General features: G+C 64.3%; 20 protein-coding genes and 1 tRNA gene. 8 read left to right on the forward strand and 13 right to left on the reverse strand.

The features are described from left to right. The first annotated feature begins 153 nt into the window (after positions 1–153). A complete protein-coding gene (locus tag EJ074_RS12425) occupies positions 154–657 on the forward strand; it encodes a hypothetical protein (protein WP_095807787.1) in 504 nt (167 codons plus the stop codon). Between the two features lie 70 nt (positions 658–727). Here EJ074_RS12425 and EJ074_RS12430 read toward each other — a convergent pair whose 3' ends face one another. The 3 genes from EJ074_RS12430 to galE all read right to left on the reverse strand — a co-directional run bounded on the left by EJ074_RS12430 (position 728) and on the right by galE (position 4,897). After that, positions 728–2,554, reverse strand: coding sequence for an alanine racemase (locus tag EJ074_RS12430; RefSeq protein WP_129553485.1), 1,827 nt, complete (start codon positions 2,552–2,554; stop codon positions 728–730). Positions 2,555–2,556: 2 nt separating this feature from the next. After that, positions 2,557–3,807 carry a D-amino acid dehydrogenase gene (locus EJ074_RS12435; protein ID WP_129553486.1) on the reverse strand — a complete coding sequence of 417 codons (1,251 nt, stop codon included), beginning with the start codon at positions 3,805–3,807 and terminating at the stop codon, positions 2,557–2,559. 94 nt (positions 3,808–3,901) lie between these two features. Beyond that, entirely contained in the window at positions 3,902–4,897 is a 996-nt protein-coding gene (gene galE, locus EJ074_RS12440) for a UDP-glucose 4-epimerase GalE (protein ID WP_095807876.1), read from the reverse strand. A gap of 278 nt (positions 4,898–5,175) precedes the next feature. Between galE and hemA the strand changes: the two genes are divergently transcribed. Further along, on the forward strand, positions 5,176–6,453 hold the full coding sequence (gene hemA / locus EJ074_RS12445; RefSeq protein WP_095807875.1) for a 5-aminolevulinate synthase: 1,278 nt from the start codon (positions 5,176–5,178) through the stop codon (positions 6,451–6,453). Between the two features lie 145 nt (positions 6,454–6,598). On the opposite strand, the gene EJ074_RS12450 is transcribed toward hemA, so the two are convergent. After that, positions 6,599–7,765, reverse strand: a complete 1,167-nt coding sequence (locus tag EJ074_RS12450; RefSeq protein WP_095807784.1) for a pyridoxal phosphate-dependent aminotransferase — start codon at positions 7,763–7,765, stop codon at positions 6,599–6,601. 108 nt (positions 7,766–7,873) lie between these two features. Beyond that, the gene (mscL, locus tag EJ074_RS12455) at positions 7,874–8,296 is read right to left on the reverse strand and encodes a large conductance mechanosensitive channel protein MscL (RefSeq protein WP_095807783.1); all 423 of its coding nucleotides are present in this window, start codon (positions 8,294–8,296) and stop codon (positions 7,874–7,876) included. A gap of 241 nt (positions 8,297–8,537) precedes the next feature. On the opposite strand from mscL, the gene EJ074_RS12460 reads away from it, so the two are divergent. Further along, positions 8,538–12,023, forward strand: coding sequence for a PAS domain-containing hybrid sensor histidine kinase/response regulator (locus tag EJ074_RS12460; protein ID WP_095807782.1), 3,486 nt, complete (start codon positions 8,538–8,540; stop codon positions 12,021–12,023). On the opposite strand, the gene EJ074_RS12465 is transcribed toward EJ074_RS12460, so the two are convergent. Next, entirely contained in the window at positions 12,024–12,683 is a 660-nt protein-coding gene (locus tag EJ074_RS12465) for a response regulator transcription factor (RefSeq protein WP_095807874.1), read from the reverse strand. It lies immediately after the preceding gene. A 114-nt stretch (positions 12,684–12,797) separates the two neighbouring features. Then, complete coding sequence (locus tag EJ074_RS12470; RefSeq protein ID WP_095807873.1) at positions 12,798–13,235, reverse strand: hypothetical protein; 438 nt, start codon at positions 13,233–13,235, stop codon at positions 12,798–12,800. Positions 13,236–13,346: 111 nt separating this feature from the next. Here EJ074_RS12470 and EJ074_RS12475 point away from each other — a divergent pair, with 111 nt between their 5' ends. Both EJ074_RS12475 and EJ074_RS12480 read left to right on the forward strand, forming a co-directional pair. Next, the gene (locus EJ074_RS12475; RefSeq protein WP_165350073.1) at positions 13,347–13,697 is read left to right on the forward strand and encodes a DUF952 domain-containing protein; all 351 of its coding nucleotides are present in this window, start codon (positions 13,347–13,349) and stop codon (positions 13,695–13,697) included. Further along, a complete protein-coding gene (locus EJ074_RS12480; RefSeq protein WP_095807781.1) occupies positions 13,694–14,773 on the forward strand; it encodes a quinone-dependent dihydroorotate dehydrogenase in 1,080 nt (359 codons plus the stop codon). Before EJ074_RS12475 ends, EJ074_RS12480 begins: the two co-directional genes overlap by 4 nt. Here EJ074_RS12480 and EJ074_RS12485 read toward each other — a convergent pair. Further along, on the reverse strand, positions 14,766–16,100 hold the full coding sequence (locus tag EJ074_RS12485) for an MATE family efflux transporter (RefSeq protein WP_165349919.1): 1,335 nt from the start codon (positions 16,098–16,100) through the stop codon (positions 14,766–14,768). The two genes, EJ074_RS12480 and EJ074_RS12485, sit on opposite strands and share 8 nt — an antisense overlap. Before the next feature lie 123 nt (positions 16,101–16,223). Between EJ074_RS12485 and EJ074_RS12490 the strand changes: the two genes are divergently transcribed. Continuing rightward, positions 16,224–17,126 carry a histone deacetylase gene (locus EJ074_RS12490; RefSeq protein ID WP_095807870.1) on the forward strand — a complete coding sequence of 301 codons (903 nt, stop codon included), beginning with the start codon at positions 16,224–16,226 and terminating at the stop codon, positions 17,124–17,126. 3 nt (positions 17,127–17,129) lie between these two features. Here EJ074_RS12490 and EJ074_RS12495 read toward each other — a convergent pair whose 3' ends face one another. Both EJ074_RS12495 and EJ074_RS12500 read right to left on the reverse strand, forming a co-directional pair. Continuing rightward, positions 17,130–17,393 carry a DUF6460 domain-containing protein gene (locus EJ074_RS12495; RefSeq protein WP_095807780.1) on the reverse strand — a complete coding sequence of 88 codons (264 nt, stop codon included), beginning with the start codon at positions 17,391–17,393 and terminating at the stop codon, positions 17,130–17,132. Between the two features lie 84 nt (positions 17,394–17,477). Beyond that, positions 17,478–18,302 carry a galactosyltransferase Lgt5 gene (locus EJ074_RS12500; protein ID WP_095807779.1) on the reverse strand — a complete coding sequence of 275 codons (825 nt, stop codon included), beginning with the start codon at positions 18,300–18,302 and terminating at the stop codon, positions 17,478–17,480. 307 nt (positions 18,303–18,609) lie between these two features. On the opposite strand from EJ074_RS12500, the gene EJ074_RS12505 reads away from it, so the two are divergent. Next, positions 18,610–18,683: transfer RNA gene (locus tag EJ074_RS12505), tRNA-Gly, on the forward strand. Positions 18,684–18,722: 39 nt separating this feature from the next. Here EJ074_RS12505 and EJ074_RS12510 read toward each other — a convergent pair. The 3 genes from EJ074_RS12510 to EJ074_RS12520 form a co-directional block, all read right to left on the reverse strand. Continuing rightward, a complete protein-coding gene (locus EJ074_RS12510; protein ID WP_095807778.1) occupies positions 18,723–19,196 on the reverse strand; it encodes a hypothetical protein in 474 nt (157 codons plus the stop codon). A gap of 264 nt (positions 19,197–19,460) precedes the next feature. Next, positions 19,461–19,790, reverse strand: a complete 330-nt coding sequence (locus EJ074_RS12515) for a protamine-2 (modular protein) (RefSeq protein ID WP_095807777.1) — start codon at positions 19,788–19,790, stop codon at positions 19,461–19,463. A gap of 106 nt (positions 19,791–19,896) precedes the next feature. Then, positions 19,897–20,886 carry a LysR family transcriptional regulator gene (locus tag EJ074_RS12520; protein WP_095807776.1) on the reverse strand — a complete coding sequence of 330 codons (990 nt, stop codon included), beginning with the start codon at positions 20,884–20,886 and terminating at the stop codon, positions 19,897–19,899. 291 nt (positions 20,887–21,177) lie between these two features. Between EJ074_RS12520 and chvE the strand changes: the two genes are divergently transcribed. Continuing rightward, complete coding sequence (chvE, locus tag EJ074_RS12525; protein WP_095807775.1) at positions 21,178–22,245, forward strand: multiple monosaccharide ABC transporter substrate-binding protein; 1,068 nt, start codon at positions 21,178–21,180, stop codon at positions 22,243–22,245. Positions 22,246–22,333: the final 88 nt, after the last annotated feature.

Consider the following 22,333-nt stretch of genomic DNA (forward strand, 5'->3'; position numbering starts at 1 on the left):
TGACCAACAGTGCAATTGAAGGCGTCGCGGAAACAAGCGTGAAGCCGATCACATAATAATTTCATGTATTGTATCATGTATGGAAAGCATTCGCTGCTCGATCGAATGTAAGAGATAGATATATTTTTAATCAATCCTTCACGGAGGCCCAAGATGAGTGCCGCATTCAAACCTACGCACATCGATTTCGTCGACGGCAAGAAGCGCATCGACGAGGCGCTGGCAAAAGTCGGACACAAGATGAAGTCACGGATCCTGACATCCAGGGACAAGGAAGCCGTGGCGCTGTGCAACCTCCTGGGCGTTCCGCACGAACAGCTTCCAACCGGGTTCACCAAATGGCAGCTGCCCTTCTACCTGGACGGCGGCCAGTTCTTCATCACCGCCACCGCGCCCAACGCGGAAGTGGGCGAGCATTCTCATGACAATGACGGCGTCCGCTTCATCATGTCCGGCTCGGTCTACTATGACGGCATCGAGCTCAATGCGGGAGATTGGATGTATATCCCGAAGGACAAACGCTATTCCCTCAAGGTCGGGCCCCTCGGCGCAAGCATGTGCTACTGCTATTGCTGCTGCTGCGCGGGCCGCACGCTGAACAAGGACGACCTGATCGATCCGGCGCCTTTCGTGCGCGTTCGCAAGTCGCTGCAGTAGCGATCGCAGCCGCTCGACGCGGCGATGAACTTGTTCGTCGCCGCGTCTTCTCGATCCGAGCCGAACGTGATCAGAGAATCCGTTTGCCGAACGCAGACATGACGAAGTTGATCATCTCAGCGGCAAGCCTGGGCTCTAACTCTGCGCCCAAGCCGGAAACGCTCATCGACAGCAGTCCGCCGGACAGCGCGATCGCCTCCATCGCCTGATGCGTCTCGCGCACGGTGATGCCGCCGGAGCCTGCCGCCCAGCCGGCCAACTCGGTGACCTCGGGCGCATAGGCGACATGGAAGCCCTGCGTGCCGGAAGAAGCGATGTGGATCGCCTCGCGCATGACGTCGCGCATGCCCATAGCGTCGATGTCGGTCATGGTGAAGGCTGAAACGCGCGAATCCGCCAGCACCCGCGCCTCGGCGGGATCGGCGTGACGAAGGCCGACCAGGACGACGTTCTCCGGCGAGAGCTGCGGCTGCAGCGCGCCCGGCTTGTGATCGAGCCCTAACGTCCGCGCCAGCACCGAGACTTGCGGCAGGTCGATGCCGTCGATCTCCTCGGGCATAAGTGCCGCAATGGAATCGATCCAGATCAGGCCGAAGGAATGCGTGGCGCGCGCCGTGGCGGCCATCGCCCTGTGCGCAATGCGGCAGTCGGCGCCCGTGCTGAGCCGGATCAAGCCCGAGGGCGGCCTGTCCGCATCGGCGAGTTCGACGACGTCGAAGTTCAACGCCTCCAGCCTGGCCCCCGTCGCCTCGCGGGCGAGAATGCCGGCGGCGGCGGGGTCGGCCGAGATCGAGACCAATTTGCGGCCCGAATAGTCCACGACATCGTGCATCGGAGCCTTCTCGACATATTCCGAGGTCATTGCCATCAGCATGGCGCCATAGCTCATGCGGAAGGCGACGCGGTCGCCGACCCGGGGCGGCGGATCGGCGTCCTGCACGTCGAGCAGCAGATGGTCGCTGGACGCGCCGAGCACGCGCACACCCTTGGCGATCGGCACCAGCCCTTCGACCAGCACGTCCTCGCGACCGATATTGGCGATGGCACGCAAGCGATCGCCCTCGTCGGCGAACACCGGCTGGTTGCCGAAGGCGTCGTAGCCGGACTGGCCGATCGGCCGCGACGGCTTCAGCTTGACCTCGATGATGTCGCCGGTCAGCCGGCAGGCATCGAGCTCCAGCGCGTCCCAGGGCGGATCGCGGAAGGTTTCGAGCCCGCCCTGCAGAATTGCCTCGCCAACTCTGAGATTGTTGATGCCGGCGGGCAGACGACCATCGAGCAGTAGCGGCAGTGACGACGAGGCGCCGCCGGAAATCCAGTCGAGGCTTTTGCCGCAAAGACGCTCGGTCTTGTAGGCATGAGCGACGAGCTGGCCGAGATTCTCCTCGGTCGGCATGATGGCACCGAAGCAGCCGAGATTGGTGCCGATGCCGGCGATGCGCACGCCTCTCATTTCGAGGATCTGCTCGACCGTCGCCACCAGGTCGTTCGGCCAGATGCCCTCTCTCAGATCGCCGAGATCGACCATCAGCATGATGTCGTGGATACGGCCCATGCGCTCGGCGATGCGGGCGATCTCCCGGATGATGGCAAGCTCCGACTGCAGGCTGATGTCGACGGTGCGCACGACCTCCTCGACGCGGGCGATCGGCGGACTTCGGAGCAGCATGATCGGCGCGGCAACACCGCTGTCGCGCAGACGGCGGATGTTCTCGAAACGCGACTCGGCGATGCCGTGGACGCCGCCGCGCAGCATGGCGCGCGCCACTTGCGGCATGCCGCAGGTGCCCTTGGTGACGCCGAAGACCTTGATGCCTGCCCCGGCGCAGCGCTCGACCACGGTGCGCGCATTGCGCTCGATGCGGCCAAGGTCGATGGCGACTTGCGGTCCGGACATCGCTAGTTCCTGTAGAGCAGCCCTTGCGGGTCGATCTCCGGCTTGCGCCCGGCAACAAGGTCGGCGAGGAATTTTCCGGAGCCGCAAGCCATCGTCCAGCCGACATGGCCGTGGCCGGCGTCCAGATAGAGGTTGCGGTATTTCGCCTGGCCGATCACCGGCACCGAATTCGGCATCATCGGCCGCAAGCCCGCCCAAAGCTCCGCTTTGTTCTCGTCGAAGGCGCCGGGAAAGAGATCCTTGCCGGTCCTGAACATGGCGGCGAAATCGCGCGGCTTGAAGCTGCGGTCGAAGCCGGTGAACTCGGCGGTCGAGGCGAGCCGCAACCGGTTGCCCAGCCTCGAATAGCCGATCAGCTGGTCCTCATCGGCGCCGCCCATGGTCGGGCCCTTGTTCGCATCCTCGAGCGGCACGGTGGCCGTGTAGCCCTTGACGGGATAAACTGGCAGGTCGATACCGTAGCGGCGTCCGAGCAGGCCGCTTTCCGGCCCCATCGAGATGACGACGGCATCGCCCGCGACCGCACCGGCCGAAGTCATCACCGCGCGCACCCTGTCGCCATCGATGTCGAAGCCCTCGACGGTTGTGCCGTACAGAAATCGGACGCCTAGCTTTTCGGTCGCGTAAGCGGCGAGATTCTGCGTGAACTGCTTGGAATCGCCGGTCTGGTCGATCGGCGAATAGACGCCGCCGGCGATCTTTTCCTTGGCCCCGGCAAGGCCCGGTTCCAGTTCGACCAGCCGCTCGCGGCCAACGATTTCGATCGGCAGGCCATGTTCGGCCAGGTAGCGGTAATTGTCGGTGCCGGTGTCGAGACTGTGCTGCGAGCGGAAGAAATAGATGATGCCCTTCTTGCGCTCGTCATAGCGGATGCCGGTATCGGCAGAGATGGCGTTGATGCAATCGCGCGAATAGAGCGCCAGGCGCAGCTTGACCCGGCTGTTGGCGCGCAGGCGCGCCACCGTGCACTGGCGCAGGAAGCGCAGGCTCCAGGCGAGGAAGTAAGGATCGAAGCGCAGCCGCACCTTGATGCCGAGGTCGTGGTTGTAGAGCGCGCGCAGGAAGGTCTTCAGCGCCGCCGGCGAGGCCCAGGCAGTGGCATCGCCGGGCGAAACCAGGCCGGCGTTCGACCGGCTGGTGCCGCGCGCCGGCGCCTGATGACGCTCTATCACCGTCACCTCGTGGCCGTCGCTCGCCAGATAGTAGGCGGCCGCCGTACCTACGACGCCGGCCCCGAGCACCAGAACCTTCATGCCGCCCCCCAGAGGAAAAACCGCGTGCGGCGCGCCTCCACGCGCCGTGCGTCCTCAATAGCGCGTCTTGGCGCGCCGGACGAGCCCTGGCTGTTCAGCTCCGCGCCGAGTTCTTGCCGGTCAGGATGCGCTCCCAGGCCAGCGCATCGTTGACGATCAGATCGAGATCGTCGCGCTGCGGCGTCCAATTGAGCTCGTTGCGGGCGAGTTCGGAATTGGCGACGACGGCTGCGGCGTCGCCGGGGCGGCGATCGCCCATTCGAACATCGAAATCACGGCCGAAGGCGCGGCGGACGCTGTCGATCACCTCCAGCACCGAATAGCCGTGGCTGTAGCCGCAATTGGCGACGAGGCTGGCGCCGCCGTCGCGCAGCCGCTGCAGCGCCAGCCGGTGCGCCGCCGCAAGGTCACTGACATGGATATAGTCGCGGATGCAGGTGCCGTCCGGCGTCGCATAGTCGTTGCCGAAGACCTGCATGAAGGGCCGCTTGCCGAGCGCGGTCTCGCAAGCGACCTTGATCAGATGCGTGGCGCCCGGCGTCGATTGGCCGGTGCGGCCCTTCGGATCGGCGCCGGCGACATTGAAATAGCGGAGCGCCGTGTAGCGGATGTCATGCGCCATGGCCGCGTCGCGCAGCATCCATTCGCTCATCAGCTTGGAAAGCCCATAGGGCGATTCCGGTGCCAGATGCGCATCCTCGCGCACCGGCTCCAGCCCGGCGCCGCCATAGACGGCCGCGGTGGAGGAAAAGATGAAATGCGGCACGCCTTCACGCACTGCGGTCTCGATCAGCGTACGTGTCTTGCAGGTGTTGTTCTCGTAATAGCCGAGCGGGTCGGAGACGGATTCCGGCACGACGATCGAACCGGCGAAGTGGATGATGGCGTCGACCTTGTTTTCGCGGATGATACGCGAGACCAGATCGCGATCGGCGACATCGCCGACGACCAGCTTCGCCTCCGGCGCCACCGCCCATTCGAAGCCGGTGGAAAGCCGGTCGAGCACGACGACGTCCTCTCCGGCGTCCAGAAGCTCCCAGACCATATGGCTGCCGATATAGCCGGCACCGCCCGTCACCAAAACCGTCATCATCTACCTCGCTGATCAAGATTTATCGGAAACTGTCCCAACAGCCGCCTTACTTCAAACCCCGCCGCAAGCCCAATATCCTCCCTGAATGTTAAGTCTGTAACAGTTCCTCCCGTCCGAGGCATCGTACCGAAACAAAGATGGCTCAGACCCGGGGAATAGGCCACGATCGGCCATCGTTAGGAACAGGTGTAGGGCGTGGCATTTTGACCGGACGGGTCCCGGTGGACGCGCATCCGGCCAGTGACTATGATCCGGCGCAAAATTGGGAAGCCGATATGAACTACCAGCGGTTCTTCGAGGAAGCGATCGACCAGCTCCATGCGGAGCGGCGCTACCGCGTCTTCGCCGATCTCGAGCGTATCGTCGGCCGCTTTCCGCGCGCCGTCTGGCGTTCCAACGGCCGCGCCCAGGAAATCACCGTCTGGTGCTCCAACGACTATCTCGGCATGGGCCAGCACGGCGATGTCATCGCCGCCTTCCAGTCGGCGGCCGGCAAGATGGGCTCGGGCGCCGGCGGCACCCGCAACATCTCCGGCACCTCCAACCCGCTGGTCGAGCTCGAGCAGGAGCTCGCCGACCTGCACGGCAAGGAAGCGGCGCTGGTCTTCACCTCCGGCTTCGTTTCCAACGAGGCCTCGATCTCGACCATCGCCAGGCTGTTGCCCAACTGCCTGATCTTCTCCGACGAATTGAACCACGCCTCGATGATCGAGGGGGTGCGCCGCTCGGGCGCCGAGAAGAAGATCTTCCGCCACAACGACGTCGCCCATCTGGAGAGCCTGCTGCAGGCGGCCGGGCGCGAGCGCGCCAAGCTGATCGTGTTCGAGAGCGTCTATTCGATGGACGGCGACATCGCGCCGATCAAGCAGATCGTCGAGCTGGCCGAGCGCTACAACGCCATGACCTATATCGACGAGGTGCATGCGGTCGGCATGTACGGGCCGCGCGGCGGCGGCATCACCGAGCGCGAAGGGCTGGCCGAGCGCATCGACGTCATCGAGGGCACCTTGGCCAAGGCCTTCGGCACGCTGGGCGGCTACATCAGCGGCCGCAGCGCGGTCATCGACGCGGTGCGCTCCTATGCGCCCGGCTTCATCTTCACCACCGCGCTGCCGCCGGCGATCGCGGCGGCCGCCACCGCCTCGATCCAGCATCTGAAGCGCTCGCAGGCCGAGCGCGAGGCGCAGCAGCGCCAGGCGGCGCGGACCAAGCAGGTGCTGGCCGCGGCCGGGCTGCCGGTGATGGAATCGGCCACCCACATCGTGCCGGTGCTGGTCGGCGATCCGGAGCTGTGCAAGATGGCCAGCGACCGCCTGCTCGGCGTGCACGGCATCTATATCCAGCCGATCAACTATCCGACGGTGCCGCGCGGCACCGAGCGGCTGCGCATCACGCCGACCCCGTTCCATTCCGACGCGCTGATCGCCGAGCTGCAGGACGCGCTGGTCGAGACCTGGGACGCGCTCGGCATCCCTTATGCCTCGGCGGGACGGCCGGCCGTCGCCAAGAGCGAGCGCATCATTCCGTTGCTGGTGCCGAAGTCGGGCGGCTGAAAGCCGTTTGAAACTCTACTCCGGCGGCCATCCGCCGCGACTTTCTGCGCTCCCGCTGTTCACGGATATCAATTTCCACTGCGCTCCGGGTCTCGAAAGCCCGGCTGGCGCACCGGACCGAGTTTCAATGCGGCTTCAGGTCGGCTCAGGTTGTCTTCATCCACCTCGCCAGGCGATGCGCCGCTTCCTCGAGCTGATCGAGGCGGCGGTGGAAACATAGCCTGAGGAAGGCTTCGCCGCCGGGTCCGAAGGCCGTGCCCGGCGCCAGACCGACATTGGCGTTGTCGACGATGTCGAAGGCGGCTGCGCGGGAATCGCTGATGCCGTCGACGGTGAAGAACAGATAGAACGCGCCCTGCGGCACGGTGAAACGCGCCTTGCCGGTCTCCCCCAAGATATTGCAGACGAGGTCGCGGGCCGCCCGCGCGCGCTCGACCTGCTCGGCGATGAAGCCGTCGCCCTCGTCAAGCGCCGCTACCGCGCCGCGCTGCATGAACTGGGCGACGCCAGAGGTCGAGTACTGGATCAGGTTCTCGAATACTTGCTGCAAGGCGGGATGGGTCTTGATCCAGCCGACGCGCCAGCCGGTCATGGCCCAATTCTTGGAAAAGCTGTTGACGAACAGGATCCGGTCTTCCGCCGTCGCAATGTCGAGAAAGGATGGAGCGCGGCCGCCGCCGTAGTGGAACAGCGCATAGATTTCATCGGCGATGATCCACAAGCCTCTTTGACGGGCAAGATCGAGGATCGACTGCAGCGTCTGCCTGTCGGCGGTCCAGCCGGTCGGGTTCGAGGGCGTGTTGACGAACAGCGCTCTCGTCCTGGGCGTGATCGCGGCGGCAATCTTTTCGACATCGCAGGACCAGCCATTGCCAGACTGGTCGAGCGTGACCGCGATCGGAACGGCACCGGCGACGCCCGCGGCGGCGGCAAAGTTCGGCCAGGCCGGCGACAGGTAGACGACCTCGTCGCCGCTGCCGGCGACCGCGTCGATCGCCAGCTGGATGGCGTGCATGCCGGATCCCGTGACGATGAATTCTTCCTCGGCGCAACTCTTGCCGAAATGTCTGGCGTAATAGCGGGCAAGCGCCTGCCGAAGCTCGGGAATGCCCTTCTGCCAAGTGTAGAAGGTCTCGCCCGCCGCCAGTCCCCGGGCCGCGGCGTCGGTGATGAAGGCCGGCGTCGGCAGATCGCCCTCACCCGCCCAGAGCGGAATCAGGCCTTCGCGCAGGCGGCCATGGTTGACGACTGCGACAATGCCGCTTTCGGGCGCGGCGCGGGCTTCCGCGCGCAGGTTCTGGATCAGGGTCATGCACAAATCTGCTCCGTTTGGCGACTGCTAGCGTCTTTTATGACGGCCGCAAACAGAAAACCCCGGCCGCAGGCGACCGGGGCTTTGGTCCAGCGTCCTGTCGGTCAGCTATCTCCTGGCGAGGAGGTCGCGGATTTCGGTCAGCAATTGCACATCGGCCGGCGGCGGGGCGGCCGGCGCGGCGGGCTTCTCGCGCTCCAGCCTCCTGCGCAAATTGTTCACGGCCTTCACCATGAGGAAGATGATGAAAGCAAGGATCAGGAAATTCAGCACTACGGTGATGAAGCTGCCGTAAGCGAAAACAGCGCCCTCCTTCTTGGCGTCAGCCAGCGCGGGTGAGTGGACGTTCGAGGACAGTCCGAAGAAGTAGTTGTTGAAATCCAGCCCGCCGAAGATCGCTCCGACGATCGGCATGATGATGTCATTGACCAGCGAATCGACGATCTTGCCGAAAGCGGCGCCGATGATGACGCCGACGGCCAAGTCCATCACATTGCCCTTGGAGATGAATTCCTGGAATTCTTTCAGCATTCGACCCTCCTTGCCATGACCGGCCGCGCTGCCGCCTCACCCTCTCCCCTCGGCGCCGACCCGGCCCCACCATAGCAAAAACCCCCGGTTGCAAAATCGGAAAAAGGGTTAAGGCAGCGGTTTGTCCAGGCGGCGGGATCAAACGCATATGCGCCGAAAGCCGCGATGGACTTGAGTTCGAAGCTGTGGTTGCGTCTAACCGGCCGCAAGGCAAAACCGCCTAGGGAGCAAAGTTCGAGCCGTGCAAGGCTGGTTCGTCGTCATCATCGCGATCGCCTATGTGACGCTGCTTTTCGCGATCGCGAGCATCGGTGACCGGCGCGCCGCGGCCGCCAGTCTCGGCCGGGGGCGGCCCTTCATCTATGCGCTCAGCCTCGCCATCTACTGCACCTCCTGGACGTTTTTCGGCTCGGTCGGGCTGTCCTCCGAGCGCGGCCTCGAATTCCTCGGCATCTATACCGGGCCGGCGCTGGTGTTCGTGTTCGGCTTTCCCCTGCTCAATCGTATCGTCCGGCTGGCCAAGACCGAGAAGATCACCTCGATCGCCGACTTTCTCGGCGCCCGCTACGGCAAGAGCTTCATCGTGGCGGCGATCGCGACGCTGATCGCGACGATCGGCGCCGTGCCCTACATGGCGCTGCAGCTGAAGGCCATCTCGGGATCGGTCCGCCTGATGGTCGAGCACTATACCGGCTCGCCGCCTTCCTTCGACCCGTTCGTCAGCGACATCTCGCTGGTGGTCGCGATGCTGCTGGCCTTGTTCGCGGTGCTGTTCGGCACCCGCCATGCCGACGCCACCGAGCACCAGGACGGGCTGGTGCTGGCGGTCGCGGTCGAGACCGTGGTCAAGCTCGCCGCCTTCCTCGCCATCGGCCTGATGGTCGCCTTCCTGATCTTCGGCGGGCCGGGCGACATGCTGAAGACACTCGCGGCCAACGGCCAGGTGCGGCAGGCCATGGGCTACAGCACCTCATTGGCCACCTGGCTGGTGCTGACGACCTTAAGCGGCTTTGCCGTGCTGATGCTGCCGCGCCAGTTCTATGTCACCGTCGTCGAGAACCGCAGCGAGGCCGAGTTGCGCACCGCGACCTGGGTATTCCCGCTTTACCTGGTGGCGATCAACCTGTTCGTGCTGCCGATTGCCTTTGCGGGCCTGTCGCTGGTCGGCAGCAGGACCAGCAGCGATCTCTATGTCTTGTCGCTGCCGCTGTTCAGCGGCCATGACGTGCTGGCGATGATCGCATTCATCGGCGGTCTGTCGGCAGCGACCGCCATGGTCATCGTCGAGAGCGTGGCGCTGTCGATCATGATCTCCAACGATCTCGTCATCCCGCTGTTCGTGCGCCGCCTGCTGAAGACGACCAACTCCGAGAACGAGGACTGGTCGACGCTGATCCTCAACGTGCGGCGGGCGTCGATCTTCATCATGCTGTTCATCGCCTTCCTCTATTACCGAGAGAGCACAAACAGCGCGCGACTCTCTTCGATCGGGCTGATGTCGTTTGCCGCCATCGCGCAATTCGCGCCGGCCTTGATCGGCGGCCTGATCTGGCGCCGCGCCAACGGCCGGGGTGCCGCGCTCGGCATGGTCGCCGGCATATTGGTGTGGGGCTATACGTTGCTTCTGCCTTCACTGGCGGCTGCCGACACCGGCATTGTCGTCCACGGCCTGTTCGGCTTCGAAGCGCTCAGGCCGCAGGCATTGTTCGGCACCGTCGGCGAACCGCTGAACCACGGCGTGCTCTGGAGCCTATCGGTCAACACGCTGTTCTTCGTGCTGGGATCGCTGTCCCGCGCCTCCGTGCCGCTGGAGCGCATCCAGGCGGCGATCTTCGTGCCGCGCGACGCGGGTCCGATGCCGAGCCTGCGCCGCTTCCGCACCGCCGTCACCGTCAACGACCTCAAGGACACGATCTCGCGCTATCTCGGCGTCGAGCGGACCGAGCGCTCCTTCCAGTCCTTCGAGAAGAACGCGAACGTCTCGCTGCACGGCAAGGAGCAGGCCAGCATGGACGTCATCCGCTTCTCCGAGCAGTTGCTGGCGAGCGCCGTCGGCTCGTCCTCGGCGCGGCTGATCCTGTCGCTGCTGTTCCGCCGCAACGACCGCGATTCCAAGGACGCTTTCCGTCTGCTCGACGACGCCACCGAGGCGCTGCAGCACAATCGCGATCTGTTGCAGATCGCGCTCGACCAGATGGAGCAAGGCATCACCGTCTTCGATCGCGATTTCCGGCTGATCTGCTGGAACCGCCAATACCGGGCACTGTTCGACCTGCCGGACGAAATGGGCCAGGTCGGGGTGTCGCTCGACCGGATCCTGCACCACCTTGCCGAGCGCGGCGATATCCCCGCCGACCAGCGGGTCGCGATGCTCAACCGGCTGACCAGCTTCGCCGGTCCCTGGCAGATGGAGCTGAAGACCAGCGGCCGCATCCTGGAGCTTCGCTCCAACCCTATGCCGGACGGCGGCATCGTCGCGACCTACGCCGACATTTCCGGCCGCGTCGAGCAGGACCTGGCGCTGAAGCGGGCCAATGAATCGCTGGAGCAGCGGGTCAGGAGCCGCACCGCCGAGCTCACCCTGGTCAACGAGGAGCTGGCACAGGCGCAAATGCTGGCCGAGGAAGCCAATCTCGGCAAGACGCGGTTTCTGGCCGCCGCCGGCCACGACATCCTGCAGCCGCTCAATGCCGCCCGGCTTTATTGCGCCTCGCTGATCGAAAAGGCCGGCAAGGGACCGGCCGGCAAGGCGGCGGTCAACATCGAGTCCTCCCTGGAATCCGTCGAGACCATCCTTGGCGCCGTGCTCGACATCTCCCGGCTCGATGCCGGGGCGATGAAGCCCGAGGACACCGCCTTCAGCCTTGACGGGCTGCTGCAGCAGATCGGCAACGATTTCCGCCCGCTCGCCGCCGAGAAGAAGCTTGCCCTGACGATCATCCCCTCATCGCTCGGCGTGGTGACCGACCGCAAGCTGTTGCGCCGGCTGATCCAGAACCTGGTCTCCAACGCCATCAAATACACGCGAAAGGGACGCATCCTGGTCGGTGTGCGGCGGCGCGGCGGACTGGCCGAGATCCAGGTGATCGACACCGGCATCGGCATCGCCAGCGACAAGCTGAACACGGTGTTCCACGAGTTCACGCGACTGGACGAAGGCGCGCGCGAGGCCGAGGGCCTCGGGCTCGGACTCTCGATCGTCGACCGCATCGCCCGCGTGCTCAGGCTCGAGATCCGCATCTTCTCCACCCCAGGCAAAGGCACGCGTTTCTCCGTCATCTTGCCCGCGGTTGCGGTCGCTGCACCGGCGAGCGAGGCCAGGAACGCGCCGGCACGGCCTGCCTCCTCGCTTGCCGGCCTCAGCGTGCTCTGCATCGACAACGACACGCGTATCCTCGACGGCATGCGGCTCTTGCTCGAGGGCTGGGGCTGCTCGGTGGCGACGGCTTCCGGATCAGAAGATCTGGTGTTGCCCGGCGCCGCAAGGCCCGACATCGTGCTGGCCGACTACCACCTCGATGGCGGCACCGGACTTGACGCGATCGCCGAGCTGCGCGCCGCTCACGGCCAGGACCTGCCCTGCGTGCTGATCACCGCCGACCGCTCCAGCGAGGTCCGCGCGGCCGCGGGCGAGCTCGAGGTGCCGGTGATCAACAAGCCGATCAAGCCGGCGGTGCTGCGCTCGATGATGGCCAGAGTGAGGCCGCTGGCCTCGGCGGCCGAGTGATCAGCCCGCTATCTGCAGCGGGTCGCCGCCAATTTTCGAGAGCTGAATGACCGCCTGGGTGCGGCTGTCGACCCCGAGCTTCTGCAGGATAGCCGAGACATGCGCCTTGATGGTCGCTTCGGAGACGCCGAGCTCATAGGCGATCTGCTTGTTGAGCAGGCCTTCCGCCAACATGCCGAGCACGCGCGTCTGCTGCGGCGTCAGCGCCTGCAGCCGCTTGATCAGATCGGAGATTTCCGGATCGCGCTCGACGCCAAGCTCGATGCCGGCGGGCGCGGCAATGTCGCCGGCCAACACCGCCCGCACGGCGGAACGTATCTCCTCCATGCTGGCCGACTTGGAAATGAAGCCGGAAGCCCCAAGGTCCAGCGCGCGACGGATGGTGACGGGGTCATCATGCGCCGACACCACCACCAGCGGCACCGATGGATGGATGCCGCGCAGCGAGATCAGCCCCGACAGGCCGCTGGCGCCTGGCATCGACAGGTCGAGCAGCACCATGTCGATCTCGTCATTGGCGACGACCAGCGCCTTGGCGCTCTCGAAATCGCCGGCCTCGTGGATGGCCGCAACGTCGCCGATGCCGGTAAGTGCTTCCTTCAGCGCACCACGAAAAAGTGGATGGTCGTCGGCGATGACGAAGTTGTAGCCCGACGGCAAATATCCCTCCCCCATCGCTGATTGTCTATTCTTGCGGGATCGGAACAATTATGCGGCGGCGCGGGCCGTTTTCAAGCCACAAAGCCCGCGCGGGCCGGTGTTTCACTCGCCAACTCAGGTTTTTTGCGAGTTGAGCTTGGTGCCGTCGTCACCGTCCTGCCTGTCCATGTCCTTGACGATATCCATGAAGCTGCGGAAGAAGCGCTCCATGTAGCTCATCGTCTTGTTGAAATCCTCTTCGCTCGGCAGCTGCGATTCGAGCCGGGCGGAGAGCGAATTCTCGAGCTTGGCGACGCGCTCGTCGAGCGCCTTGACCGAGTTCTGCAGCCGGTCGACCTCGTCCTGGAAGGCGGCGCGCTCATCGGCGGCCATCTTGCAGACGAGCTGGCCGGAGCGCTCCTCGCAGATCGACATCGCACCGGTCTGGGTGTCCATGCGGACATAGCCGTTGGCGGATTTCTCCAGGCGGTAGCGTTCGGTCTCCTCGGAGAAGGCAGAGGCGGCAACCAGCGAGCAAAGCGCCGCGGGGATAAGGATATGATGCAGACGCATGTTTTCCTCCATGAGCCGATGAAGGCACTCTACCACAGGTTTGCGCCGGAAATGAGGGAAGACCGCCAGCAGAGCCTTTCCCGCATGTCCGGTTCAGACTATAGCGCGACAATGTCTCAGATTATCTACAAGATCGCCCCCGAGGCTCTGTGGCGCGAGGCGGAGAAGCAAGGGCGCTTCAAGGGCGCGCCGGTCGACATCGCCGACGGCTTCATCCATTTCTCCACCGCCGCGCAGGTGCGCGAGACGGCGGCCAAGCATTTCGCCGGCCAGAGCGACCTTCTGCTGATCGCCATCGATGGCGAGAAATTGGGCTCGGCACTGAAATACGAGGTCTCGCGCGGCGGCTCGCTGTTCCCGCATCTCTATGCGCCGCTTGCTGTCGATGCGGCGATCTGGGTTCGCCCGCTGGCGCTCGGTGCGGATGGGTCGCATCAATTTCCGAAACTGGAGGACGAATGAGCATGCTCGACCGGATCGGCCAGAAGCTGCTGTTCTCATTCGACCCCGAAACCGCGCATGGCCTGTCGATCGCGGCGCTGCGTTGCGGCCTGCCGGTGGCCTCACGGGCGCCGCACGATGCCCGGCTCGAGGTAAGGCTCTGCGGTCTCGATTTCCCCAACCCGCTCGGCATGGCCGCCGGTTACGACAAGAATGCCGAGGTGCCGGACGCGCTGCTTGGCCTCGGCTTCGGCTTCGCCGAGGTCGGGACCATCACGCCCCTGCCGCAGCCGGGCAATCCAAAGCCGCGCATCTTCCGGCTGACGGCGGACGAAGCGGTGATCAACCGGCTGGGTTTCAACAATGAGGGCCATGAGGCCGCCGAAAGGCGGCTTGCCGCGCGCAAAAGGCGCGGCGGCATCGTCGGCGTCAACATCGGCGCCAACAAGGACAGCGCCGACCGCATTGGCGACTACGAGCGCGGGGTGACGCGCTTTGCCCGCTATGCCAGCTACCTCACGGTCAACATCTCGTCCCCGAACACGCCGGGGCTGCGCAACATGCAGGCGCGCGAGCAGCTCGGCGAGCTTCTGTCGCGGGTGACGGCAGCGCGTGCGGCATCGTCGGTGCAGCCGCCTGTCTTCCTCAAGATCGCCCCGGACCTCGTGGACGCAGAACTGGAAGACGTTGCCGCCGAGGTCATCGAGAAGAAGATCGAAGGCGTCATCGTGTCCAACACGACGCTGGCGCGGACTGGATTGCGGCGCACGACCGCCGCCAGCGAGACCGGCGGGCTCTCGGGCAGGCCGCTGTTCGAGCGCTCGACGGCGGTGCTGGCCCGGATGCGCAAGCTGCTTGGCCCGGAGATCGCCATCATCGGCGTCGGCGGCGTCGACTCTGCCGAAACCGCGTTGGAAAAGATCCGCGCCGGCGCCGACCTCGTCCAGCTCTATACCGGCATGATCTATGCGGGTCCGGCGCTGCCGGGACGCATCGTTGCCGGCATGGTCCGCCTGGTTGAAAAGGAGCGCCTGAAGTCCATCGCAGCCTTGCGCGACACCAGGTGCCAGCACTGGGCCGCGAAGTCGCTCAGCTGAACGCCGTTCGCGCTCGCAGCGGCAGCATCGCCAGCAGGCTCAAGCCCCGGACCAGCAGAAACACGTGCAGCGCTGCCCAGAGGCCATTGTTGCCGAAGGCCGGCGCCAACGTGATCAGCGCCCCGCTGAAGGCCAGGAACGACAGCAGCATCATGTTGCGCATGTCGCGCGACCAGGTCGCGCCGATGAAGACGCCGTCCATCTGAAAGGCCAGCACACCACTCAGCGCGGTGAAGGCGGCCCAGGGCAGATAGATGTCGGCGACGGCGCGAACCTCCGGCGAGGTGGTCACCAGCGCGACCAGGTCGGCACCGGCGCTCAGCAGAATAAGGCTGGCTGCGGCCGCCAGGCCGAAACCCCAGGCCAACGTCAGCCGCACGGCTTGCTTGAACGCCGTCCTGGCCCGCGCGCCGATGGCGCGGCCGGCCAGCTGCTCCGCGGCAGTGGCGAAGCCGTCGAGGAAATAACCTGCGATCAGGAAGAAGTTCATCAGCACGGCGTTGGCGGCGAGCATCACTGTGCCGAACTGCGCGCCTTGCCGGGTGAACAGCGCGAAGGCGGCAAGCAGCGAGAAGGAGCGGATCATGATATCGCGGTTGAGCGACAGCATGCGGCGATAGGCCGGCAGGTCGAGGACGCGACGGCGCGACGGACGCTCCAACTTCCGAAAGCGCATCAACACGATGGCAAGGCCAAGCAACATCGCCAGAAATTCGCCGCTGACCGTCGCCCAGGCGACGCCGGCGACACCCCAGCTGAGTTCGAGACCGAGCAGAATGCAAAGAACGATGTTGATGCCGTTGAGCACCAACTGCAGCATCAGCCCCAACCCGCCCTCGCCGCGTCCCAGCACGTAACCCAGTATGGCGTAGTTGACGAGGGAGAAGGGAGCGGCGAGCAGCCTGATGCGGATATAGATCGACATCGCAGCGCTGACGCGCGGCTCGGCGGCCATGAACCACTGCCCGATGGTCGCGACCAGCGGCGCAAGCACCGCCAGCACGATGCCGGCAACGACCGCGATCAGCAGGGCACGCCACAGCACCGCCTGCTCCTCAAGCGCGTCGCCGCGTCCGAAGGCCTGGGCGACAAGTCCGGTGGTCCCTGAGCGCAGGAAATTGAACGAGGCGAAGACGACATCGAAGACCAGCGATCCCGCCGCCAGGCCGCCGAGCAGCGCCGCATCGCCGAACTGGCCGACCACCGCCGTATCGACAATGCCGAGCAACGGCGTCGTCAGATAGGCAAGCGTCATCGGCACGGCGATCGCCAGCACCGAACGGTTGGTGACGGCGAAGGATCTGGTGTCGGCCTGGGTCGCATCCAAAGGATTGCTGCCTTGCGGGATTGCTGCTTGATCGAGCAGCCGATGTGCCCCAGTTTGCCGGCACCGTGCAATCGCCTAGCGGTGGCGGTCAACCGAATTCCAGAGCTGGCGCAGGCCCGCATCATGCCGCTGCAGATCGTCCACCATCCTCACTATGACGCCGGCTTTTCCGTCAACCATCGCTTTCCGATGAGCAAGTATCCGCTGCTGATGGCGACACTGCGCGGCCGTGGAGTGGCCGCGCCGGGAGCGCTCTTCCTGCCGGAACCGGCGCCGGCTTCATGGCTGAAGCGTGCGCATGCCGGCGACTATGTCGACCAGGTGCTGGCCTGCGAAGTGCCGGAGAGGATCGAACGCGAGATCGGTTTTCCGGTCGGTGAGCGGGTGTCGCTGCGAGCGCAGCTTGCCACCGCCGGCACGGTGCTCGCGGCACGGCTGGCGCTGAGGCACGGCATTGCCTGCAACGCCGCCGGCGGCAGCCATCATGCAAGGCGTGCGCAGGGAGCGGGCTTCTGCACCTTCAACGACGTTGCCGTGGCCTCGCTTGTTCTGCTCGCCGAAGCCGTCGTCAAAAACATCCTCATCGTCGATCTCGACGTGCATCAGGGCGACGGGACGGCAGATATCCTGAAGGACGACCCGCGCGTCTTCACCTTCTCCATGCATGGCGAGCGCAATTACCCGGCTCGCAAGATCGCGTCCGACCTCGACGTCGCCTTGCCCGACGGCACGGGCGATGCCGCCTATCTCGCGCGGCTCGGCGCCGTCCTGCCCGAGCTTTCGGAACTCAGTCGCTGGGATCTCGTCTTCTACAATGCCGGGGTGGACGTCCATGCCGAGGACAAGCTCGGCAGGCTGGCGCTCTCCGATGACGGGCTGCGTGCGCGCGACGAGATGGTGATCGGCCATTTCCGAGCCCGCGACATCCCGCTCTGCGGCGTCATCGGCGGCGGCTATTCGGCCGATGTGCCGGCGCTTGCCGCCCGTCACGCCATCCTGTTCGAGGTCGCCGCCCGCTTCGCGTGAAGGTTACTTCCTGTAGCTGGCGATCCTGATCAGGATGAAGGCGGGCACAACGATCGCGGCACCGAGCAGGATGTAACCCAGGAAACGGTCGATGGCGTGGAAGCCGAGATTCCACAGATCGATGAAGAACTGGCGGATGCCATAAAAGACGTCCATCGGCGACCAACCGAACGCGTGCATGACGAGGCCGACTAGGAAGGAAACCACCAGCAGCTTCAGGATCACCCTGAGCGGCGTATCGCCTAGGAATCGCGTCAATGCGGACAAGGCTGTTCTCCGGTTCGAGTTGCCCGATTCGGGAGCGTGGCCTCAGAAATACGCACTCTGCCGCCGTTCATCAAGAATCGCGGCTCAACGATTGTGAGGCACCGCAGTGGCGCTGGTCCGGGCCGGCAGGGCGCAGCGGTCGAGCATTTGGCCAAGCGGCGACGTTGCCGGGATCGGACGCCCTTTCATCCACTTCTTGAGGATCTGATCGAACAGATGGATGCACAGCGTGCGAGGTGTTCCGATGTCGGTCAATGAAAGCGCCGGATCAAGCAGCATCGTGATCTGCGTATGCAGCACGGGATAGAACACGTCGATTGGCGCCGCGTGCCGCATCATGCCGGTGGCCTTGGCGAGATAGGTTATCGCCCTCGGTCCCAGTTGGCCCCAATCGTAACGGGAGATGTGGATCGGCAGACCAATCGCCTTGCGCGACCGATACCACAGACGCTTCTCCCGACTCAGCCAAGGCGCGATGTAGTACGGATCATCGGTCATCTTGAGGGCTTCCTCCAGCATCCTGCTGCCCTGCGGCAGCTTGAGCACCGCGCCGTTGAGCTCGAGATTCGTCTGGTGGCCGAAAATGTAGTCTTGCCGCGGAATCGGCTTCAGGCAGAAGACATCGCAATCGACATAAAGCCCCATGCCGGCCTCCAAGATCTTCAGCCGGTAGAGATTTGAAAACAGCGACGGGCTTCCGTTCGACCGATAGTAGACAATCCGCTCTCTAGGCATCAGCGCCGAAGCGTCGAACACCTCCACCTCGGGCGGTACGTTGCGCGGCACGTCGTAGCAATGGAGCAGCACACGATGCCCAGCCATCGTGAAAGAGCGAAGGCAGGCCGCATGCCAATCTTCCAGCGCGGCGCCGATCCAGAGGGCGTTGACGACGGGTTCGATAGGCTGCACTTGACTTGTCCCGAGGTGAAGGAACGGCATTGACGGCCTTCTGACCGTTTGCTGCCAATAGCTGAAAATAATAGAAAAATCTTTGCTCCGTCGCGCCGCGGCCGCGCGGCGCCTGCCTCGGCTTCAATCCGAGCGGCAGATCGCGAAATCTGCAGGATGGCGACCATCCCGTCCTTCAGTGGCGCTCGGCAAGGTATCGCGCTCGCATGGCGTTGCCAACTGAAGCAATGACCGGCAACCTCACCCGCAGCTTTCGATGCATCGACGATTGCTTGAGGCCGGGCCGTCGTGGTAACGAAGCTGCTGCGCGGGTATGATGTAATGGTAGCTTGTCAGCTTCCCAAGCTGAACGCGCGGGTTCGATTCCCGCTACCCGCTCCATTCTTCAGCCCAATGCCGACGCTGTCGGCGCGCCGCGCGCTAGGCCAGCACGCCGCATAGCGGAAGATGTTGTGCCGCCTCGTCGGCTCCCATCCGCATGATGCTGTGCGACAGGCCGCCATGCGCCTCGATCCATTGCCGCACCCAATCGGGGTATTGCGAGAGCAGGTATTCGGCGGCTAGCGCGTTTTGCTGAGCACCGACGCCGAAAGGTAGATGGAAGCCGAATGATGCTCGCGGTGTGACGCAAAGCTGTTGCTGGGGCAAAGACAGATAGAGCGTGCAGGCGCTGTCGCAGGTGCCGTCAAATTCCACCTGTTCCTCGGCGGCACGCAATTCGGCGACGTGCAAGGCGAAGATCGCGATCTGGCCGCCGGGATTCTCCCGTACCGTCTCTGCATTCGCCGGCAGCATCGTCAGGACAGCGGCTAGCAAGCCCATCGCCCTGGCCAGCAGCCTCCACCCAACCCGCGCAGTCGGCAGATCGGTATACATCTTGTTGACCTCGCTCATCTCGCGAGATCAAGGCTAGCATCGGGATGGTTAACAACAGGCAGCAGCTTTGAGACCATTGAACGTCCAGGTCACCCACTGCCCGGCGCCTATCAACAGCACGGCGGCTGCAAAATCAAGCCAATTGCTCCACTGCCACGTCTGAAACGAGCCGAGCCGTGGAGAAGGAAGGACGGGTGAGCGCAGTTGTCCGTTCAACGGCGTGGCGTTACCAAAGCCAAAAGCCGGCCACCGTGCAGTGACCGGCTTGCCGTTGCTAGCGTGTTACAGCCAAACGCGTATCCAAACACGTTCGCGCCTGCAGCGGCGGCGCCAATAGCCATGACGCCAATAGCGGCGGCAGACCCGTCTCCAGCCGCGTCGACGGCGGCGCCGGCGGCGCCGAGGTTCGTGCCAATAGCGATGGTAAACCTGCTCCAGTTCGGCCTTGTCGTCTCCGTCCTCGAAGACAGCCGGATCCGGCTTGTCCAGTTCATCGAGAATGCCGTTGCCGCTTGGGACACCAGCAACCGCCTTGCCGGGTCCGACCATGCTTGCCAGTGCCGCCGCGCCGGCAACGCCAAGCATTCCAGTGAGAAACAACCGACGTTCCATCAAAACCTCCCGAGCTGTTGAGCATCGGTCCTTCGTTTCCTCGTCCCTAACGGGCTCCAACGAATTTCCGATCCATTTGAACGCTCGGGCACGTTTCTCGTTCCATTTACCCCACTTCGCGCAAGATGAAGTCGTGCAGCATCTTGGCCGCCGGCGAGAGCACACGGTTCTTCACCGTGATCAGGCTGTAGGGCCTGACCTCGATGTCGAACTCGGTCTGCACGACGTCGATCGCTCCCGCCAGGCCGTCGGGACTCTGGATGAATTTGGCCACTTGAACCGAGACGGGGGCGATGGCGTCGGATTGCGCCACCATCACCAGCGTCAAGAGCAGCGAAGAGGTGTTGAGGATGCGATCCGGCAGCGCGATGTTGCGATTGAGGAAGTTGCTCTCCATCGCCTGGCGCAGCGGCGAGCCCCCGGACTGGAAGACCCAGTCATAGGCGGCCGTCTCCTCCAGCTTCACCATCTTTCCGCTGACCAGCGGATGGCCGCGGCGCACGATCAGGCAAGCTTTCTCGACGCCGATGACGCGCGATTCGAACAGCCGCGGATTGAGGTCGTCGGGAATTCGGGCGATGATGAAATCGTGACGCGAGGCGATCAGTTCGCGGGCGAGCACGTTCGAGGTCTCCACCTGCATGGTGATCTCGATGCGCGGATAGATGCGGCGGATCTCGCGAATCGCCGGCACCGCCAGCTCGATGGCAGGAGCCGTGACAGCGCCCAGGAACACCGAACCGCCCTTGCCCGCCTTGAGCTCCGCAATCTCGCGATCGGCCTCGCGCATCTCGAGCAGGATCGAGCGGGCGCGCCTTGCGAGCGCCTGGCCATAAGGAGTGAGGGTTACGCCGCGCGGCAGCCGCTCGCACAACCTCACGTCGAGCACGGCCTCCATTTCCCCGATCATTCGGGAGGCGGCCGGCTGCGAGATGTTCATGACCTGGGCAGCGGCGCTCACCCGCCCGTGATCGTCGAGAGCCGCGATCATGCGCATATGACGCAGGCTCAACCCGCTGCGCAGCAGGGTTTCGCCATCGCCCGGAAGCTTCTCGTAACTGTTTGAAATCCCGTCAGGATCACGCAACGCGGCCATCGTTTTTCCATCAGCCCTACAGCAGTCGAGGGTCTTTCATCACATATCAGTTTCGGTATAGCAACAACCAAAGATCGCATTTGACAGTTATGTCAAAGGGACCCACCCTTCGCGCGTTCCGAGGCGCAAGGATCGGTGACGAGCAAGATCGTATCGATTGAAACAGCGTCGCGGAGCCGATTGGGAGGATACCGGAGATCGATAGGCGACAGTGGCGCGTCCGCGCTCCTGATCGACTGCGCGGCCCGCGAAGCCCCGAGGTGTCGCGTCCATCAACCAGGGAGAGTTACTGTGAAAATCATCAAGACACTGGCCGCGGTCGCGGCTCTTGGCATCGCGGCCATGGCGCTGCCCGCGCATGCGGGCGAAGGCCTGGTCGGCGTGCTGATGCCGACCAAGACCTCGCAGCGCTGGATCAACGACGGCGACGCCGTCAAGTCCCAGCTCGAGGCCCTCGGCTACACGGTCGACCTGCAATATGCGCAGGACGACATTCCGAACCAGCTCAGCCAGCTGGAAAACGAAATCACCAAGGGCCCGAAGGCGCTGATCATCGCCTCGATCGACGGCACCACCATGGCCGACGCACTGCAGAAGGCCGCTGACGCCGGCGTCGTCGTCGTCGCCTACGACCGTCTGATCAAGAAGACCCCGAATGTCGACTACTACACCACCTTCGACAATTTCGGCGTCGGCGTGATCCAGGCGAACTCCCTGGTGAAGGGCCTCAAGGAGCGCTTCCCGAACACCAAGCCGTGGAACGTCGAGCTGTTCGGCGGCTCGCCCGACGACAACAACGCCTTCTTCTTCTACAACGGCGCGATGTCTGTCCTGCAGCCGCTGATCGACGACGGCTCGATCAAGATCAAGTCGGGCCAGATGGGCATGGACAAGGTCGGCACGCTGCGCTGGCTCGCCGCCACCGCGCAGGCCCGCATGGACAACCTGCTCTCGGCCAACTACTCGGACGGCAGCCGCGTCGACGGCGTTCTGTCGCCTTACGACGGCCTGTCGCGCGGCATCACCGCCTCGCTGCGCGCCGTCGGTTACGGCACGGATGCACAGCCGTGGCCGATCGTGACCGGTCAGGACGCCGAGACGGCCTCGGTCAAGCTGATCATCTCGGGCGAGCAGTATTCGACGGTGTTCAAAGACACGCGCGAGCTGGCCAAGGCCACCGTGCAGCTGGTCGACAAGGTGCTCTCCGGCGGCAAGCCCGAGGGCCTCGACACCAAGACCTACAACAACGACGTCAAGGTCGTTCCGTCGATCCTGCTGACGCCGCATGAAGTCGACAAGTCGAACTACCAGGCGCAGGTCGTCGACTCCGGCTACATCAAGGCCGAAGAGCTGAAGTAATCCAGCTTTCAAACGGGGGTCCTGCGCGACGCAGGGCCCCTTTTCGTTCAGAAGCGACCCCGGTATTGTTTTTGCCGGCTTCTGCAGC

The sequence above is a fragment of the Mesorhizobium sp. M3A.F.Ca.ET.080.04.2.1 genome (assembly GCF_003952525.1).
Taxonomy (GTDB): domain Bacteria; phylum Pseudomonadota; class Alphaproteobacteria; order Rhizobiales; family Rhizobiaceae; genus Mesorhizobium.

Coding starts and splice junctions, on each gene's coding strand:
- EJ074_RS12480 (WP_095807781.1), top strand. CDS start 13,694: ATGAGCATGCTCGACCGGATCGGCCAGAAGCTGCTGTTCTCATTCGAC.
- EJ074_RS12470 (WP_095807873.1), bottom strand. CDS start 13,235: ATGCGTCTGCATCATATCCTTATCCCCGCGGCGCTTTGCTCGCTGGTT.
- EJ074_RS12515 (WP_095807777.1), bottom strand. CDS start 19,790: ATGGAACGTCGGTTGTTTCTCACTGGAATGCTTGGCGTTGCCGGCGCG.
- EJ074_RS12435 (WP_129553486.1), bottom strand. CDS start 3,807: ATGAAGGTTCTGGTGCTCGGGGCCGGCGTCGTAGGTACGGCGGCCGCC.
- EJ074_RS12520 (WP_095807776.1), bottom strand. CDS start 20,886: ATGGCCGCGTTGCGTGATCCTGACGGGATTTCAAACAGTTACGAGAAG.
- EJ074_RS12450 (WP_095807784.1), bottom strand. CDS start 7,765: ATGACCCTGATCCAGAACCTGCGCGCGGAAGCCCGCGCCGCGCCCGAA.
- EJ074_RS12475 (WP_165350073.1), top strand. CDS start 13,347: ATGTCTCAGATTATCTACAAGATCGCCCCCGAGGCTCTGTGGCGCGAG.
- EJ074_RS12490 (WP_095807870.1), top strand. CDS start 16,224: ATGCCGCTGCAGATCGTCCACCATCCTCACTATGACGCCGGCTTTTCC.
- mscL (WP_095807783.1), bottom strand. CDS start 8,296: ATGCTGAAAGAATTCCAGGAATTCATCTCCAAGGGCAATGTGATGGAC.
- hemA (WP_095807875.1), top strand. CDS start 5,176: ATGAACTACCAGCGGTTCTTCGAGGAAGCGATCGACCAGCTCCATGCG.
- EJ074_RS12510 (WP_095807778.1), bottom strand. CDS start 19,196: ATGAGCGAGGTCAACAAGATGTATACCGATCTGCCGACTGCGCGGGTT.
- galE (WP_095807876.1), bottom strand. CDS start 4,897: ATGACGGTTTTGGTGACGGGCGGTGCCGGCTATATCGGCAGCCATATG.
- EJ074_RS12430 (WP_129553485.1), bottom strand. CDS start 2,554: ATGTCCGGACCGCAAGTCGCCATCGACCTTGGCCGCATCGAGCGCAAT.
- EJ074_RS12425 (WP_095807787.1), top strand. CDS start 154: ATGAGTGCCGCATTCAAACCTACGCACATCGATTTCGTCGACGGCAAG.